General features: G+C 41.4%; 14 protein-coding genes. 3 read left to right on the forward strand and 11 right to left on the reverse strand.

From position 1 onward, the window contains the following. Positions 1–25 precede the first annotated feature (25 nt). On the forward strand, positions 26–502 hold the full coding sequence (locus C9J47_RS07870) for a DUF302 domain-containing protein (RefSeq protein WP_107253021.1): 477 nt from the start codon (positions 26–28) through the stop codon (positions 500–502). Between the two features lie 430 nt (positions 503–932). After that, positions 933–1580, forward strand: coding sequence for a LysE family translocator (locus C9J47_RS07875; protein WP_107253022.1), 648 nt, complete (start codon positions 933–935; stop codon positions 1578–1580). 142 nt (positions 1581–1722) lie between these two features. On the opposite strand, the gene treC is transcribed toward C9J47_RS07875, so the two are convergent. The 3 genes from treC to treR form a co-directional block, all read right to left on the reverse strand. After that, a complete protein-coding gene (gene treC, locus C9J47_RS07880) occupies positions 1723–3405 on the reverse strand; it encodes an alpha,alpha-phosphotrehalase (protein ID WP_107253023.1) in 1683 nt (560 codons plus the stop codon). A gap of 75 nt (positions 3406–3480) precedes the next feature. Further along, the gene (treB, locus tag C9J47_RS07885) at positions 3481–4923 is read right to left on the reverse strand and encodes a PTS trehalose transporter subunit IIBC (protein ID WP_211321712.1); all 1443 of its coding nucleotides are present in this window, start codon (positions 4921–4923) and stop codon (positions 3481–3483) included. Positions 4924–5123: 200 nt separating this feature from the next. Continuing rightward, positions 5124–6074: a trehalose operon repressor TreR gene (gene treR, locus C9J47_RS07890; protein WP_107253025.1), complete on the reverse strand. Its 951-nt coding sequence runs from the start codon at positions 6072–6074 to the stop codon at positions 5124–5126. Between the two features lie 503 nt (positions 6075–6577). On the opposite strand from treR, the gene C9J47_RS07900 reads away from it, so the two are divergent. Continuing rightward, on the forward strand, positions 6578–7750 hold the full coding sequence (locus C9J47_RS07900; protein ID WP_107253027.1) for a Card1-like endonuclease domain-containing protein: 1173 nt from the start codon (positions 6578–6580) through the stop codon (positions 7748–7750). 190 nt (positions 7751–7940) lie between these two features. On the opposite strand, the gene udp is transcribed toward C9J47_RS07900, so the two are convergent. The 8 genes from udp to C9J47_RS07940 form a co-directional block, all read right to left on the reverse strand. Further along, the gene (gene udp, locus C9J47_RS07905) at positions 7941–8708 is read right to left on the reverse strand and encodes a uridine phosphorylase (RefSeq protein WP_107240882.1); all 768 of its coding nucleotides are present in this window, start codon (positions 8706–8708) and stop codon (positions 7941–7943) included. Positions 8709–9101: 393 nt separating this feature from the next. Continuing rightward, on the reverse strand, positions 9102–11585 hold the full coding sequence (locus tag C9J47_RS07910; protein ID WP_107253028.1) for a zinc/cadmium/mercury/lead-transporting ATPase: 2484 nt from the start codon (positions 11583–11585) through the stop codon (positions 9102–9104). A 163-nt stretch (positions 11586–11748) separates the two neighbouring features. Further along, positions 11749–12222 carry a response regulator gene (locus tag C9J47_RS07915; RefSeq protein ID WP_107253029.1) on the reverse strand — a complete coding sequence of 158 codons (474 nt, stop codon included), beginning with the start codon at positions 12220–12222 and terminating at the stop codon, positions 11749–11751. A gap of 10 nt (positions 12223–12232) precedes the next feature. Then, complete coding sequence (locus C9J47_RS07920; RefSeq protein ID WP_107253030.1) at positions 12233–13558, reverse strand: ATP-binding protein; 1326 nt, start codon at positions 13556–13558, stop codon at positions 12233–12235. 23 nt (positions 13559–13581) lie between these two features. Next, positions 13582–14997 (reverse strand): SLC13 family permease, encoded by a 1416-nt coding sequence (locus tag C9J47_RS07925; protein ID WP_107253031.1) that lies wholly within the window; start codon positions 14995–14997, stop codon positions 13582–13584. Positions 14998–15605: 608 nt separating this feature from the next. Next, positions 15606–17099 carry an MATE family efflux transporter gene (locus C9J47_RS07930; protein ID WP_107253459.1) on the reverse strand — a complete coding sequence of 498 codons (1494 nt, stop codon included), beginning with the start codon at positions 17097–17099 and terminating at the stop codon, positions 15606–15608. Between the two features lie 112 nt (positions 17100–17211). After that, positions 17212–17628, reverse strand: coding sequence for a CBS domain-containing protein (locus tag C9J47_RS07935; RefSeq protein ID WP_107253032.1), 417 nt, complete (start codon positions 17626–17628; stop codon positions 17212–17214). Positions 17629–17909: 281 nt separating this feature from the next. After that, positions 17910–19220: a DUF945 family protein gene (locus C9J47_RS07940; RefSeq protein WP_107253033.1), complete on the reverse strand. Its 1311-nt coding sequence runs from the start codon at positions 19218–19220 to the stop codon at positions 17910–17912. Between the last annotated feature and the right edge of the window lie 64 nt (positions 19221–19284).

Genomic DNA, 19284 nt, shown 5'->3' on the forward strand with positions numbered 1-19284 from the left:
ATGGCATAGAACTGGATGGCTTACGATGAAAAGTGTGTTGGTAAAAATAATAAAGCGGACAGCATTCAGCACAGTGCTATTTACTCTTATGACTCCCACGGCTTTTGCTGACAATGGATTAATCCGTGTAAAAAGTGCACATACCGTAAAAGTCACCGCTGATAGGCTCGAACAGATATTGAATGATAAAGGCATGACGGTTTTCGTTAGAATTGATCATTCAGCGGGGGCAAAACATGTTGGTGAAGTATTACGACCAACTGAGCTCATTCTTTTTGGCAACCCTAAAGTGGGAACACCTTTAATGCTATGCAGTCAAAGCGCTGCAATAGACCTACCTCAAAAAGCCTTAATCAGCCAAGACGAAAAAGGGCAAGTTTGGTTAACCTATAATAACCCTGACTATTTAGTTAAAAGGCACAATATTAAGGGCTGCAAAGAAGTTATTGCCAAAATTGAAACGGCTTTAGCCAACGTTTCAAAAGCTGCCACTATGCCCTAAAGTCCTCGTTCTGTTATAGGGATGGTTGTGATGATAAATGCACCACAGCCCATCTACTTCATCAGCAATTAAACGCAGCATACACGATAACGTCATCAACCAACACGAAGTGACCTACTTCAATTCTATTCATAAGCCACCAACTACAACGACCTCAGTTTAAGGAGATCTGTTAAGTATGTACTATGTTCAAAAATTGTCTTAATACCGATAAAGTTCACAATGAAAGCAATGATGACCACACATCCTTATTGCTTACAGGAATACAACAATTAGATCAGAATGCTTACACCCCGACATAGCATCAGCAACAAAAACCAAAAATAATAAGATATCCAGCAATTAACGCCAGTTAAGACAAACAATAGCTTTAAATATATCCCTATAGATGTAAAATCCAGCCCTTCACTCTGAAACTGACTCGCAAACTATGATTGATTTATCTATTCTTCCCGTGTATTTAACAGCAGTTGTTGCTCTATTACTGATCCCTGGGCCCGACATGTTACTTATCGCCAGCTCTAGCTTAAGCTACGGAAAAAAAGTCGGAATCTTTGCAAGCCTAGGTAATGCGACAGCAGGTTTAGTGCTGACTTTACTGGCTGCAATGGGTGTATCTGCATTAATCGCCATGAATCCAATTGCATTACAAGTCTTGCGTTTATTAGGCGGCGCTTATTTATTAAAAATGGGCTGGGACTGCATGCGTACCAATCCAGCCGATGCGCCAGAGATAGAACAACAAACGGGTTTAGCAAAAACACTCTATCGCCGAGCTGTTATCAGTAATTTGCTTAATCCCAAAGCATTGATCTTCTTTGTATTGTTTCTACCACAATTTGTATCGACTCAATCGACAGCAACCTCTGGCGAGCAAATGCTGGTTCTTGGCTTGTTATTGAATGTACTGGGCTTAATCTTCAACTTATTCTTAGTATCTATGGTCGGAAGCCTTGGTAAATCTTTGTTGAAAAATGAAAAATTCCGCACTAATCAACATAAAGTGATGGGCTTGGTCTTTTTCATATTGGCAATATGGCTTTTAGCATCACAGGTGCCAACACCCGCAATAAGCTGACTGTATTGAAAACAGAGCTTAAGATCTGAATCGCTACAAAAAAGGCTTTAACTGCACTCTATATCAGAGCAAGTTAAAGCCTTTTTTATATATACCCAAGTCAGGTACGTATTCAAATACAGTGAATTACTTGAATAAAGATTTACGCTTTCTCTATCAACAGCACCAAGCATTCATACGGTTTTAGTCGTATTGTTTGGCTTGCTGTTCGATCTTGATACCCTTCATAATTACCTAAGATATAACGTCCCTGAGTCGCATCAATATCAGGCGGTAGATCGCACTTAATATCAGTACCATAATAATTGTTAATACAGACAAGCAGTTGTTGTCCTGACTCTCGGCGATAACAAAACAGCTGTGCATGATCTGGCAGTAAATCGCTGTAATCTCCCGTTGTGATCACTTCAATCTCTTTGCGTAATTCAATCAACTTACGGTAGAAATAGAAAACAGAATTAGGATCTTCAACGGCTTGCTGCGCGTTTATCTCATTATAGTTTTCTGCAACAGCTAGCCAAGGTTTACCTTGGGTAAACCCTGCTTGCTCGGTAGCATCCCATTGCATTGGGGTACGAGCATTATCACGGGATTTTTGCGCCAAAATAGCAAGCATATCGGCTTCACTGACACCTTGCTGATTTACCATGATGTCGTACATATTGGTACTTTCCACATCGCGGTACTGTTCAATCGAGCTATAAGCTGGATTGGTCATGCCAATTTCTTCACCTTGATAAATATACGGTGTGCCCTGCATCATATGAATAGACGTCGCGAGCATTTTAGCTGACTCAACTCGGTATTGCTGATCATCTCCTAAACGGCTAACTACACGGGGTTGGTCATGATTACACCAGAATAATGCGCCCCACCCTTTGCCGTTTAAGCCTTTTTGCCAATGGTTAAAAATCTGCTTAAGTTGCAGAAAATCAAACGGTGCTTTGGTCCACTTTTCACCATTTTCATAGTCAGCTTTTAGATGGTGAAAATTAAACACCATAGACAACTCTTTACCGTCATTCGCTGAATACTGCTGACAGTGCTCTAAGGTTGTCGACGACATTTCACCCACGGTTACTGAACCGTATTTTTGAAAAACACTTTCGCTGATCTCTCTAAGGTACTCATGTACACGCGGGCCATCTGTATAGAAACAGCGCCCATCACCAACGCGATCATTTGGGAAATCTTGTTGTTTAGATATTAAATTAATCACATCTAAACGAAAACCATCGACACCCTTTTCGGCCCAGAAACTGATGACCTCTTTCACTTCATTCCGAACTTTTGGATTTTCCCAATTCAAGTCTGCTTGTTCTTTCGCAAAAAGATGGAGGTAATATTGATTGGTTGCTTCATCTAATGCCCATGCATTACCACCAAACTTAGATGCCCAATTCGTTGGCTCGGCACCATTAACCGGATCTTTCCAAATATAATAATCTCGATATGGGCTTTGCTTATTGCCTAATGCCGATTTAAACCATGCATGTTCAGTCGAGGTATGATTGACCACAATATCCATAACTATACGGATACCTTTTTGATGCGCTTCGTCTAATAACTGATCGAAATCGCTCATAGTGCCAAAATCTGGATTCACATTATAGTAATCAGATATATCGTAGCCATTATCGATCATCGGCGAACAATAAATGGGAGTTAACCAAATAGCATCAACACCTAGCTTTTGAAGATAATCGAGCTTTGAAATAATCCCTTGAATATCGCCCGTACCCTGACATCCGCTGTCACAAAAACTTTTAGGATAAATCTGGTAAATAGTCGCAGTGCGCCACCATTCATTATGCTCTGTTATCATGCTTATTTACTCGGAGAGTATTGAGCAGCAGAACGCTGCCCAACAATTTACATAGTTATAGAAAAGTACGGTGTATTAGTTAGCCACAGCCTGTAACTTATCATCTGGCTCTATATCGCCCTTGGCTTGGGCACGCTTATAAAGCAATAACGTTAAGGTCATTGGCACAGCCATGGCCACTAGCATAGCGATAAGATAGACTGTCCAATATTGTGGCTGGATAGATAAAATACCCGGTAAACCGCCCACACCGATGCCGTTCGCCATCACGCCCGCGCTGCCACAAATACCCGCAGCTAAAGCTGCACCTATCATTGCGCTTAACATTGGAAATTTGTATTTCAAGTTGATGCCGTACATCGCAGGCTCAGTCACACCTAAGAAAGCAGAAATAGCGGCAGGCACTGAAATTTCACGTTCATTGTGTTTTTTGCTGATCCAAATAATACCGACAACCGCAGAGGCTTGAGCAATATTTGATAATGCAATCAGAGGCCAAATCGGTGTACCGCCCATATCTTGCATCAACTGTAAATCCACTGCGTTGGTTGTATGGTGGATACCCGTAATAACTAATGGTGCGTAGAAAAAGGCAAAAACCATTGAACCAAGAACGGCAAAGTCACCTGTCATTGCAACTTTAGCGGCATAACCTACAGCATCGCCAATAGCACGACCGAATGGACCAATAAATGCGTGCGCTAAAATAACGGCAAGAATCAATGAGATAAACGGCACGATCACTAAGTACAAATAAGAAGGAATAATACGTTTAAGATTAGTTTCTATGAACGCCAATGCCATACCGGCGAAAATTGCCGGAATAACCTGTGCTTGGTAGCCCACTTTCTCTATCACAAACCAGCCGAAATCCCATACTTCTGGTACTTCTTTACCAATCATATAAGCATTCATTAACTGAGGCGAAACCAGAGTGACACCCAGCACAATACCCAGAATAGGCGTCCCCCCAAGCTTTTTCACCGTAGCCCAACACACACCAACAGGTAGGAAGAAGAAAATCGCTTCACCAATCAGCCACAAGAATGAATGAACGGTTGACCAGAATTGACTGATTTCGACTAAGGTTTTGCCATCGAACATGCGAATATCGCCGATGACGTTACGGAAACCAAGAATCAAACCACCAGTAATGATTGCCGGTAATAGAGGAACAAAAATTTCAGCAAGGTGAGAAATACTTCTTTCAAGCAGACTCATGTTCTGACGAGCGGCAACCTTAGCTTCTTCTTTTGATGCTCCTGCATTTCCGGTTATGTCGGATAGCACTTTATAGGCTTCATCAACTTCAGTGCCGATAACCACTTGGAACTGTCCCGCATTAGTGAAACACCCTTTCACAGCAGGAATTTTCTCGATCTCTTTAACGTTTGCTCGCTCTGTATCGTTAAGAACAAAACGCAATCTGGTTAAACAGTGACTAACGCTGGCAATATTGCCTGCGCCGCCAATCAGTTCAACCAAACGCTCAATATGCTGTCGATTTATTTTACTCATGCCAATGTCCATTATGTTGTGAGGGTACGCTTAGCTTATTTTTATCTTTAGTTTTAAATTTAATCAATGGGAACATTCCCATCAACTGGCGACTATAATGACAAAACACTCGCAAACATGAAATGGGAACATTCCCATAACGTGAAAGAGTTCACAAATAGAGAGCAATTTTTCACTCTTAGTATTTATATAATTATGGCTTATTGAGCAATCATGGCTTTTTGCGTGAGGTGTATAACTTCATGGCAACCAGCTAGTTGCTTGATAAGTAAGGAGGCAGACGCTTTACCCGCCGCATAATAACCAGGATCAATACTGAAGGTATTAGGAAATATAAAAGACAATAAATCCGTTGCACCCACACCAGAAACCAATACATCACTGCGGTCTAATTCTTGTAAACGCTTCGCCACTCCCATTGCTAGCGTGTCACTTGCGCACACAATCGCTTCGGTTTCAGGCTTAAGTACATAATCTGTCAGTTCATAAGCGCTTTCATGGCTAAGTTGACCCGTCTGATAACGCGGTTCAATGTTGGCAAATTCGCAATATTCAATATACGCATTGAGGCGCATTAAACCTGTCGTTTTATCGCTAGGATCAACACCGATAAAACTAATGTGCTGCTTACCCTGCTGTTGAAGGTTCGCCATCGCCAGCTCAATAATGCCATAGTTATCGTAACCCACAGATGAGATCCGCCCGGTGTCCACCGCAATAACAACGGCTTTATGATTCAAACTTTCCACAATCGACAAGTCACAACCGCTAAAGCCAAATAAAATCACCCCATCTACATTGCGCTTTTGCAGTACAGACAAATGCTCATTGGTTTTTTCAGCACTAAATTGGCTTTCCATAATGACGGCATCATAACCTGCCGCATAAATCACATCCAAAATGCCACTCACCGCTTTGTTCTCTGAGGGAGAATCAAGCCGCGAGATAATAACTCCCACCACTTTCGCACTGCCACCTCGCATCGCTTGGGCTGATTTAGATGGCACAAAACCTGACTCTTGAATGACTTGTTCAACTCTTTCTCGGGTTTCAATCTTCACTTTGGGATCATTGGTTAATACACGCGAAACGGTGGATTTCCCAACCCCTGCTAACTTTGCAATATCTAAAATGGTGAGTTTTCTAGTCATAAATTCATTCTGGCTTATAAGAACAGTTTCATTGTCACCGTCGGCATCGATAATTCAATTCTTTTTGTTATCAACGATGAAAAACGCTTCATCCATCCACTTTTTTCGTTAAAAGTGCTTTTTTTATCGACACTCATACCTACGGTAACGCAACTATTACGAAAAGGTATAGTCTTATAAAAGTACCGTAAAATAATAATATTACTTTGATAGTATGTGCTTAGGCTAAATATGAGTAAAAACGTTTAAGTAGGCGTTATCGATGTATGCCACCAATTTTTGTTCGGCGTTGAAAAAAACTGACAATATCCAAACAAAAAAGGAAGCAACATCAGATAAGTTGTATTTTGTACGATAAATTAGGCTTAAGATCTGCGATAGCTTGAAAAGCTTTAGCGCTATACCCATATCTTTTAGTGATAATAAATAAAAACAACTTTGTGCAGCATTTTTCTCTTCCATTTTTCTCTTAATGCACACAGGGTACAAAACCAAGGATTATTATGAATACTCACGTTGGCATTATCGATCAAGATCCCGTTAGGTTGATCACCCCTTTGCTTGATCACGGCATTCCCGCCGATAGAATGATCTTTATTGGCACTCCCAGCCAAAAAGCACAATATGAACGCCTCGCATCCATACTGACGCCACGTAATATTGATGCTGAATTTTTTGAAATACCAGATTCAATTAACATTACTTGCCTTCGCGAACGACTAAATGCTTTAGCTGATGATCTAAAAAAGAATCATCAAGAAGTATGGTTTAACGCGAGCTGTGGATTACGTCACCGTTTACTATCTGCTTATGAAGTGTTCCGTACGTTTCATTGGCCTATCTATGTTATCGAACCTTATAGTGATGAGATGTGCTGGTTATACCCGTCTGATCGCGAACAGCAGCAGGTTGAGGATCGCATTCAATTAAGCGATTACTTAACAATATTTGGTGCGCGTTGTGAGCTACCAGAAACAACAGTAACTGATGAACTCAATGACCAACTATGGGATTTGGGGCAGCGTTGGGCGGGTTCCGCGTTAGAATTAGGACCAGGACTGGCCACACTGAATTACCTCGCGACAACGTGCCGTAAAGAACAAAAATTAGATGTTGCTTTAAGCGAAAAACAACAAGGCTACAAAGAATTGGGCATGCTAATTAATGATTTGCATGAAACCGGTTTAGCGACTTACGAAAATGGCATTCTTACCTTTAAACACGAAGAAGCCCGTCGCTTTGCAAATGGTGAGTGGTTAGAAAATCTGGTTCATAGTACGGTTCGTGCGATACAAAATGAATTACCAACCATTCAAGACCATTCATTAGGTGTACAAGTTTACCGTAAGATTGGGGATCGTGAAGTACGTAACGAACTCGATGTGGCAACTCTGGTTAATAACAAACTGCATATTATTGAATGTAAAACGAAAGGCATGCGGGACGACGGTGATGATACGCTCTATAAACTGGAATCATTACGTGATCTACTTGGCGGCTTACAAGCACGAGCAATGCTGGTGAGTTTCCGGCCATTACGTCATCACGATTTAGTTCGCGCACAAGATTTAGGTTTAGCGATTATTGGTCCTGATCAGTTAGGTGAATTACAAACTCACTTACATAACTGGTTAAAAGGTGCAGGTGGCCAGCCGCACGATCACAATATCGCCTAGCCCTTTATTTCACGAGCATTTCAATGATCAATAAAAAGCCACTGACAGTGGCTTTTTTATACCCCCCAAACAGCTATTTCTCTTCCCGCTGAACGATAAGCATAAAAAAACCGATGCGCTGGCATCGGTTTTTAAAATCGTGTAGTACTCGTTAAATACTAAATTCCGCGTACGACACGCAAGTAATCACTTACTCAGCTAGCATGCGACGAGCAGCATCAACAACCACTTTAATTGAACGCGTTTCAGTTGCTTTTAATAACGCGTGATCAGGGATTTCTTTCTGAGTACGGTTTACAATAACACCCGCAACACAGCCTGCACGTAGACCTGAACTTGCACACATAGTTAATAGCGTTGCTGATTCCATTTCGAAGTTCAACACGCCCATGTCTTGCCACTCTTGCATTGAACCTTGGAAACGCTTAACAACACGACCACTGAATGTATCGTAACGCTCTTGACCAGGGTAGAACGTATCACTTGAAGCCGTTACGCCCGTGTGTACTGTAGCGCCTTCTTCTACAACAGCTTGCTTCATTGCAGTTGCTACATCAAAGTCAGCGACTGCAGGGAACTCCATTGGTGCAAAGTGTAGACTTGCGCCATCTAAACGTACTGAACCTGTTGTTACGATCATATCGCCAACATTGATATGTGGCTGAATCGCACCTGTTGTACCAACACGTAGGAATGTACGAATACCAAGCTGCGCTAGCTCTTCTACTGCAATAGAAGTAGATGGACCACCAATACCTGTAGAACAAACAATTACAGTTTTACCGTCAAGTACACCACGGAACAATGTGTACTCACGTGAACTTGCTAAAAATTCAGGGTTATCCATTAGGCTGGCGATTTTTTCTACACGCGCTGGATCACCTGGAATAATTGCTAATTCTGCGCCATTGAGATCTGCTTTTGTCACACCTAAATGGAAAACTGTAATATCAGACATAATCATATCCTTGTTATTGTTTATGGCTCTGCATAGGGGAATCAGAGGTTTATTAATAATATTGTAATGTTTAGGCAGTATTCATATCTGTTACAACAAATTGAACACTCTCAAAACACGAAGTAACGATAGCCTATAGAACCGCACTTTTGAGTGACCGAAGTCACAACTAACAAAAGACACTCAATTACATCTCTCACCATAAGGTGACATCGATCACACCAAATCGATTGCACGTGCTAAATATCACAAAAATAAAACATCACAAAAAGCAGGTAATACATTTTTATCGACACAATAAATGAGAAAAACCCTCTACCATTTTCAAGATAGAGGGCTTAATTATATTTACTGGTTACTTATTAGCGGTTACTGAATTTTCACTCAGTTTACTTAGACTTTGTTCTTTGGTTCAAAGCGAAGCAATCTTAATGCATTCAACGTCACTAACGCAGTCGCACCACTGTCAGCTAAAACAGCCACCCACAACCCCGTTAAACCGAATAATGTTGTCACTAAGAAAATAGCTTTCAGACCTAATGCTAGCCCAATGTTTTGGCGAATATTATTTAAGGTTGCTTTAGATAGCTCAATCATCACTGGTAATTCTGATAAACGGTTATGGGTAAGCGCAGCATCTGCAGTTTCTAAAGCCACATCTGTTCCGCCGCCCATGGCAATACCAATCGAAGCCGTTTTCATTGCTGGGGCATCATTAATACCATCACCGACCATGGCAACATGCGATTTTTCATTCGCAAGTTGTACTTCCGTCACTTTATCAGCAGGCAACAAGCCTGCGCGGTACTCAATACCAATCTCGCCCGCAATGGCGGCAGCGGCACGTGGGTTATCACCCGTTAACATTACTGCCTTTATACCCATTTTCTTTAGAGCAGATACCGCTTGAGCAGCATCATCACGTAAATTATCACGCCATGCGATCATACCAACAGCAATGCCATTTCGTACCACTACAACCAATGTTTTACCTTGTGCCTCAAGCGCTAATACTTGAGCGTTTTGCTTGCTAGTCAATACAACAGATTCGGTTAATCTGTCTGCGGCACAGAGCAATACCGTCTCACCATTTATAATGCCTTGTATGCCACGTCCGGGTAGAGCTTCACGTTCTGCCGCTTCAATCACCGTTAAACCACGATCTTGTGCTGCTTTTACCACGGCCATTGCCAGAGGGTGTAATGAACCCATTTCAACCGCAGCAGATTGCGCCAACAGTTTATCGTCGTTGCCATCCCAGCTTACCAGGTCTGTCATTACAGGCTTACCCTGTGTTAGTGTTCCCGTTTTATCAAAAGCAATGGTTTCAATGTGGCCTAGCTGTTCTAGCGCTGCACCACCTTTAATTAAGGCACCTCGTCGTGCGGCTGCCGCTAACCCTGATGTAATAGCTGCTGGCGTCGAGATCACTAAAGCACATGGGCATGCGATCAATAGCAATGTTAAGCCTCGGTAGATCCACTCATCCCAGGATTGTGCAAACAACAACGGTGGAATCACAATAACCAAAGCAGCAAACACGATCATTGCCGGAGTGTACCAACGACTAAAGCGATCTAAAAAGCGCTCAAGTGGTGCTTTACGTGATTCTGCATCTTCAATCAGATGTAGGATACGATCGATGGCGTTCTCACCTTGCTCTGAAATGATGGTTAAGCGCACCACCTTATCAGACACTAGTGAGCCAGCCATTACCTTCTCGCCAGGAATATGTTCAACCGGAACTGATTCACCTGTGAGGGCACTTTCATCAAAACTAGCAATAATATCAAGTAACTGTGCATCTGCAGGCAAGCGTGAGCCCGGAGCCACTTCGATCACATCGCCTTTTTGGAGATCTTCAGCTGCAACCTTCACTCTTGTGCCATCAGCACGAATAACCGTCGCTTCTTCTGGCACAAGATCCATCAAGGCTTTTACACCACTTCGTGCGCGTGCTGAAGCATACCCCTCAAGCTGTTCCCCGATAAGAAATAACAACAACACCATTGCCGCTTCGGCGGTTTCGCCTAAATACAATGCACCGATGGCTGCAATGCTCATCAAGGTTTCAATCGAAAATGGTGTGCCTGATTTAGCTAATACAACGGCTTTTTTGGCTATGGGGAATAAGCCTAAAATGCTGGTCAGAGTAAACGCAATTAAACCCATCGGTTCAGACACTTGGCTTATCAGAAATGACACCGCCATCATGCTTGCAATGGTAATGACCGCTAAATTTTGCTTTATAAAGTGGGGCTTTTCTTGTTGTTGTGACTTACGCCCACTAACTAATTGGAACCCTGTTTTTTTTGCTTTAGCTTCAATCACTTCAGCCATATCGGCTGACTGACAGTTTACCACCAGCTTTTCAGTTGCAAACATCACTTTGGCACGTTCGACACCATCAAGTGTTATTAATGCTTTCTCAAGTTTACTGGCACAGCTTGGGCAGTCCATACCGAGCACTTTCCAGCTTTGGCTATGCCCTAAATTTGATTGAGTTAACTGTTCTTCAAGCTTTTTTTCTTCATCTTTCTGCTGTTCTAACGAAACGTTAGATGTACTACAGCAAGATGTTGAACAGCTGCTTTCACTTACAAGATCACTTTGATGATCATGCTGTTCACCTTTTGAATGCGAATGCTGATGAGTAGGCGAAATGTCATAAAGATAAGGAGAACTGGAAACAGGGCCTTCAGTATTTGAATCACCATCACCATTATTTTCTGTTTCAGTTGATACAACAGTCGCGGTATTGGTTGTACTACAACAATCGCTTGATGTGCACGCTTCGACTTGAACAGAGTTACTCTGTATTGCTGTAGGTTTAATGCTATGGATATGTGGTTTCTTATTATTGCATTGAGCACACATAGGTCACTCTCCTTAATCACTATTTTTATTCTAGCTTGATGGGCTTCTCCACCTGCAATAACTATAAACCTTGGAGTTGAATCTAAGGTCAACCAAAAAAGCCAAAATAATTTATTTTGGCTTTTTTGGTTGATAACAATTTGAATATAAATAATAAATATTACTAGCGTAAGCGCCTAAAAATAACACTGTTATCTAATATGTCAGTCCAAGGTTGGTAGTCTAACCCCATATCAAATATATACTCTGTGATTAGACTTCGTGCCGATGTCAGTAAAACTTCTGCTTTCCACGGTTTTTCAAAATAACTTTCGATACGAGCACGGTTTATTGCGGCAATCGTATCTTGGTGGGTAGCTTGCCCTGTCAGTAATACTTTCTTAGTACGGAGAAAGCGTGAGTCTTGTGATATTTCGGTTAATAACTCGACACCGGTTTTCCCAGGCATAACATGGTCTGAGATCACTAAAGCGATAAACTCACCTTCTGCATCTAATTCGTCCATTAGATCTAATGCTTCATCAGCCGACTCACAATCTTCAACATGAAAATAATCATTTAACGGTGCTAAATCTTTAAGTACAGCGCTAAGCACTTCCCTCTGGTCATCTACACAGATGATATTTAACTTTTCCATAACCGTCCCTCTACGCAATAGGCAGCTTAATTCGAAATTTTGTTTTTTCTGGATCACTTTTAAGTGCAATCGTACCGCCATAGCTCTGTACGATACGCTGCACAATAGATAACCCCAGCCCTAAACCAAACGACAAACCTCCTTTTTTGGTGGTGAAGTTTGGTTGGAAAATTTTTCTACGAGTCACTTCTTCTATAACTGGTCCGTTATTGCTGATAGTGATTAATAGTCGATTCTTCGAGCAACGGGTAATAATCTCTATATGCGGATTATCCGTATACTCCATTGCATCACAGGCATTTTTAATGATGTTAACCCACACCTGTACTAACTCTGTCACACTTGCATTAATGGTTGGCAGCACTGCTGGTCGCAATACGACATTTACACGGCGTAAGTTACTTTGCAGTAAAGCCAACGATTTATGGATGGTGTCATTCACATCAATATCTGGCTGACGTGCTTGATCACTCCCCCCTAACTGTTTAACAGAACGCACAATACTTGCGGCATGTTTACCGGCTAAGCGCATGTCATGAAGATCACGCCCTATATCCCAATATTGTAAGGCTTCATCTAAGTTGGTAAGCCATGAATCAGGAATATCACCTTGTGGTACAGCTCGGGCTAATTGTCTAGCTTGGTCACGGTCTAATCGATACATCTCTTGCAGAATCTTCGCTCGCTTGCGAACTTCAGCAGATGTTGCAGATTGTCCATCACAAATACCCGAGTCTAAAAATGGCGATACCTCTGGCTTGTTTTCTTCAAGAAAACGACAAATGGAATTCTGAACTCCTTCTGTTTTGCTGCTTAATACACCCACAGCATTATTCAGTTCATGGGCAATACCTGCAGCAAGCTGACCAAGAGTGGTCATTTGTTCTGCGGCATACAAAGTTTGTAATGCTTTTTCTTTTTCTATTGCCTCTAATCCGGTTAACATTTGGCGCTGAGCTAATTCATGTACCATCACTGGCATAAACTGCTCAACCAATGAACCATAGATTTCAGGTTCAACCGCTTGAGTGTTTAAATCAATCCACGCAATTTCACTGTCTTTCTCTGCGATTACAGTGGTTGATGCAACCAGTGTTTGCGCAAAATAACTATGCACACCAAAGAACATACCTTGTTCAACACGAAATACTTTTGCTGTAAGACCACTGGTTTCATTTTGAAGAGAGCCAGATAGCTCTCCCCTCTTAACCCAGTACAATTTGTCGTTAAAACCATCTTGCTTTAAGACCTGTGTACCAGCCTTAACAGAAACCGTTCGTGCGCTGTGACTAAAATAAACATCGACAATACGCTGTAAAGCCTTCGGTTGATGCATCAATACACCCCTTTAAGCACTTATTAAATATGACCGATAAGGTGCAGTAGCCAAATCATCACAAAACTCATTAGCACACCAACAATACCAATAATGACACCTACACGTGCCATCTGATTACTTTGAACATGGCCTGTCGCATGCGCTAACGCATTCGGTGGCGTACTGATAGGTAAAGACATACCAAGAGAAGCCGCAAAAGTAACGACAAGAATAATTGTAATTTCACCACCTAATGGTGTGAGTGAGGTCATGGATGTGCCTAATGCCGCCATGATCGGCATTAATAAGTTAGCCGTAGCCGTATGAGACATGAAATTGGCCATCAATAAACACAATACCGCTGCCCCAGCGAGCACAACATATGGCGAGTAGTTATCAAATGGGATGCTATGCACCATAAGGCGAGCTAACCCAGTTTGATCAAGTGCTAAACCAAGTGCAATACCACCAGACACTAACCAAAGCACATCCCAAGAAATCTTCTTCAGATCTTCTTTATTGATGATGCCTGTTAATGAAAATATTGCGACAGGAATAAGTGCAACAGTGTAAGAATTCATACCATGTGATGAACCCATTAACCACAATAGAATAGTTAAACCAAAAGTAATGTATACCGTGATTGCTTTCGGCGTTTTAAGGAATTTACCTTTAATGGTCAGTTCAATTTTCTCTTGCTTTGCAGGGTAAAGATAGTTGATAAGAAACCATGCAAATACAAGTAAGATAGCGACAAAAGGCACACCAAAGAACATCCATTCCCCGAACGAGATCATGTTATCTTCTGAGATATACTTCAGCGCAATCGCATTGGGCGGGGTGCCAATTGGCGTACCAATACCACCAATATTCGCAGCGACAGGCACACAAAGTGCAAAAGCTATTTTACCCGGATCTTTCACGCCAAATAATGCAATGACAGGTGCGAGAATAGACAACATCATCGCCGTGGTGGCGGTATTCGACATGAACATCGAAAAAATAGCGGTGATCAACATCAGTCCGAACATGACATATTTGGGCTGGGTACCAAACGGCTTTAACAGCACACGTGCAAGGTTAACATCGAGGCGGTATTTGGTTGCCGCCATTGCAAGGAAAAACCCCCCTAAAAACAGCATAATAATAGGGCTCGCGAACGTTGCCATAATATCGCTAGAGACTAATAATTCACCAAAATGAGCTTGCCCCTCGCCCTGACGAAACAAGTACAGCCCTTTATCGGAAAGCAATAACAACTCAAGTACAATGATAACCACTGATGTCGCATAAATAGGGATCGGTTCAAGCACCCAGCATAGTGCAGCCAGTAAGAAAATGGCGATAACACGTTGTTGGACAACAGTAAGCCCTTCAACAGGAAATGCTGACGCTGGCAACAATAGGATTATGAGTGGAATTAAGATTGGTACTATGTACCGGATGTACTGACGCATAATGATGTTATTCCCTTAAAACAAAAAATGAATCTGTTGTTCACAACCTCGGTCTATTCCTTTGTCGCTGTTTGTTATTTTTGAGTAATACAACATTGGCATTGCGCATACAAACAGTCGTTCTTGTTGGTGGAATGACTCTGAAAAAGCTGTGTTTCACTGCTGATCTGATAACCTAACCATAATCAACAACGAATCTAAGACTTTATACCCAAGTAACCTCAAGGTGCTCGTTTCAGCTAGAATTCCCCTTGAATTAAACACAATGAGGTTACTTGGGTATATTAGTATTCATTTTGAGTGTAAAAGGGCTACTTTTCTTCGTTATAGATCAATAATTATGTGAAATGTAAGTAAGTTTTAATGAAATACTTATAATTCCGGTTGCTCATATACAAGGGATTAAACGAGGAAACCATCATAAATAGAGTTCTAAATCACAAATACAATTAAATCGTGATTTATATCACCTTTTCTAGGCTGAGCTATATAAGCCAAAGTACCTTTAGCAAAAAACGCCTGCAACAAAATTTGTTACAGGCGTCTAGGTAGATGCTATTCATTACGGTGGTGCAACGATGCTCGTTAGAAGTGCATTTCAGTAACCATTATTGCGGTTTAGTTTCCTTGCTGAATGTTTCTTCTAGGGCATCTTCAGACGCCATATAAGTACGAGAAGAACAAAATGGCGTCATTGGTACACTTGGCTCTAGCACTTCCAATTCTTGTAGCTTACGCTCGTGATCGTGTCCCATTTTTTTTACTTGGCGAATAACTAAAAAATAGCCCAAAATACCAAAGACGACAGAGCCTACCGCCTGCCCTATTAGCACCCCACCAGCACCAGCAATTTGACCGCCAAGAATGACAAATGGAATCGTGCCGATGGTTGCTTTACCCATATTCAATGCCGTTGACCATGTAGGACGATTCAAGTTATTGAAAGCGGCATTTGCCACAAACAATGCACCATTAAAAATAAAGGTAATTGCCACAAAAGAGCAAAAGATCATTACAATTTCGGCGGAATCGCCTTTTAGGCTAAACATACCTATGAGCAAATCTTGCCCTAGCCACAATATGATTGATACCAAAACACAATAGAGAGAAGTAAACAACATCGCGTCGCGTAACGTGCGATTAATACGATCCCAATAACCTGCACCGAAGTTTTGCCCTATGATAGGGCCGACTGCACCAGATAAAGAAAACACCAACGCAAAACATACTGGCATAATTCGACCAATCACGGCGTATCCCGCAACATAATTCTCACCAAACCGCGCAATGTTACTGGTAACAATTGCGTTACCGATTGGTGTTGCGGTATTAGTTAATATGGCCGGAAAAGCAATTTTATATATGGTTGGGATATATGATTTAAAGATACTAAAGTCTGGTTTTGCTACTAGGTTATGCTTGTAAATAACGGCATAGAGCGAAAAAGCCATTACCGCTAAACGCGCAAAAACCGATGCAATTGCCGCCCCTTGCACCCCCATTGATAGCCCAAAAATAAATATTGGATCCAATATTGCGTTTACACCGCCACCAATTAATGTGGCGACCATAGAGCGTCGGGCATCTCCAACTCCACGAAGTGCTGCCCCCGCAGACATAGAAATCGCAATTAAAGGGGCGCTTGGCAGTAAGATAACCAAGTATTGGGTAGCCACTTCAGCTACTCGCCCTTTCGCACCAATCATGCTTAATAATACAGGCAGTTGCCAAAGCATAATCGTCACTAAAATTGCGCTGATGATAAAGGCAAATATCATTACATTGACGGTTAGTATTCTGGCTTCATCGCGTTTTTGTGCCCCTAATGCCCTTGAAACAAGTGCACCAGCCGCAATAGAGGTACCAATAGAAGCAGATGTCGAAAAGAAAACTAATGTACCCGCAAAACCAATTGCTGCCGCAAGCTCAACCTCACCCAACATACTAATAAATAGCATGTCGAGTAGATCAACCAAGAACAGCGCCATTAAACCCACAGCCCCAGTACCCGACATAATGACAATGTGGCGCATGGGTGAGCCAGTCACAAACTTCGCTTGCTCGTTATGTGTCTTATTTGACGGATTTTTTACTTCTGACATTTGTGCCACATGCACTCCATTCTTTTTATAATAAACGGCACTTTATCGTTCGATCCTAAAAAAGGCGCATAAAGCGCCTCCTTAACATATTTTAGTAATCATAGACTTAAAATTAAACTGGGTGCTTAAAGCATTCACCAATCTGGGTGCTGATGGCCGTTAATACATCACGACGAGTAATCACCCCAACCAATTGTCCATTATTAACGACTGGATAAATTTTTGGTTTTTGACCAGACATTACTTCTGCGAGTTCAATAATTGAATCTTCAGGTGAAACAGTCAGTACATCAGGTCGCATGCAATCATCAACATTGTGCGTATCTTGGCAGTGATAGCCTACTTTCAATAGCTTATGAATCATATCTTGTTCAGATAAAAAACCAACCACACGTTTTTGTTCGTCGATGACTGGCCCACCGATCTGCTTAGCCGTTAACAACTTATCAAGCGCGACCGATAGTGACATATGCTTATCAAATGTGACTGGTCGACTGTTCATATAATCTTTAACTTTTAATGATTCCATACATCCCCCAAAACCTATTGTTATAACAAGATAAACAAGTTACGAGCCTTTTTATTATTGCCGGACACCTGTTCCGATAAATTAAGTGTCGTCTATTTCCTTGAAAATACTAAATCGAAATGAGTAATTTTATTGATAGCTAAAAACTATCAATCAACGAAATATCTGTTTTCCACTTATAAAAAAGCCCTTCTGCTCACTAATGATTAGAAAGCAGAAAGGATCATGCATGCATTATGCCATTATTCAGCGAAAAGCCTTGGCGTTATCACTGTGTTTGCTTACATAAATAACATCAACAGCATCGCAATCGGTAACTGATCACCCGAGGCTAGAACAATTTGATCGCCTTTAATTTGCATTTGAAGTTTATAGTTGCCGTCTTCAAGTACAACCACGCCACCCTGTTCCATCATTTGGGCTCTTTCTAAAAGCATCGGATCTTCATCTACAATTGCTTGAGGTAAAATCAAATTAATTTGCCCCGATAACTTCTCAGAAATTTTAGCCATGTTTTCAGAAGCACGAGCAAGACCAGGTGCAACGTCTAAAGTAATATTACTGCTCACATCACCTTGTGGAGTTGTAACACTCAAGTCTTCCAGCTGAACCTTTAAGCCTTTCGCAACCAGCAAATCGAGTGCTAATGCCGCTTCCTGCGCTTGCTCTGGCGTCATATTTTCATTCAAATCATCAGCCATATCACCCAAGCGACTTAGCGCTGAATAATTCAAGTCAGAAAACGCTAATTTGAAGTTCAGATTGGTAAATTCATCACCATTTAAAGACACAATTTTACCAATTGTCGCAGTATTGGTATTGATCATTATCTGGCCGTTAGTGTCAGATGCTTTTGCATCATCTTGCGTTAATACGTTGCTCATACCAGCGCTCATGTCTTCAAGAGACACTTGCATCTCATTTATCTGATCAATAAAGCTAACGCTTTTTAATGAAAAATCCTGATTACCAATCCAAAATTGACCATCAAGTATCCCTTTTGCACTACCAGATAAACCAGTAAGTACCATGGCTTCATTTGCAGTCGTAGTAAGTTTCGCTTCTGGTAAGGCATATTCAAATTCGCCATACCCTTTCGCATCCACCACTCCTTTTAGCACTAACGCACTGGTATCCGCTTTTGCCCCTAATTCTTCAACATATGACATAGGGTTAACCGTAATCGTGAAATCAGTTTTACGTGTAAGTGCTGTTGACGCAGTAAAAGTAATAGGTGAAACATCTTTTCCCCATATTTCAGCAGCAATAGGTTTTAAATCATCATCAAGTACTAACTGACTTTCAGATGAAATACCAAATACGCCATGCGTCATTTTGCTGTCAATATGCCAAACAGTTGGTAAGCCTTCTTCTTCAAATAGAGGCTTAAATGCATCTTTAATTTCAACACGAGAAACGACATCAGAAGATAAGTAACCACGATCGTAACTTTCGTTGGTGATACTTACATAAGGGCTATCATATTTTCCGACTGTATCCAGATAAATTCGTTCTCCAACCTGACCAGTTGCAAAAGGCCAACACAGCACAATTAACACTGCACCCGCACCAGCAGCCGCTTTCTTCAACATATCACTTCCTAAAATAGTTTTATAAACACAGTTAGTTTATTACAAACAGCAGTAATGAGGTATC

The sequence above is a fragment of the Photobacterium indicum genome, assembly GCF_003026215.1.
In the GTDB taxonomy this organism is placed as follows: domain Bacteria; phylum Pseudomonadota; class Gammaproteobacteria; order Enterobacterales; family Vibrionaceae; genus Photobacterium; species Photobacterium indicum.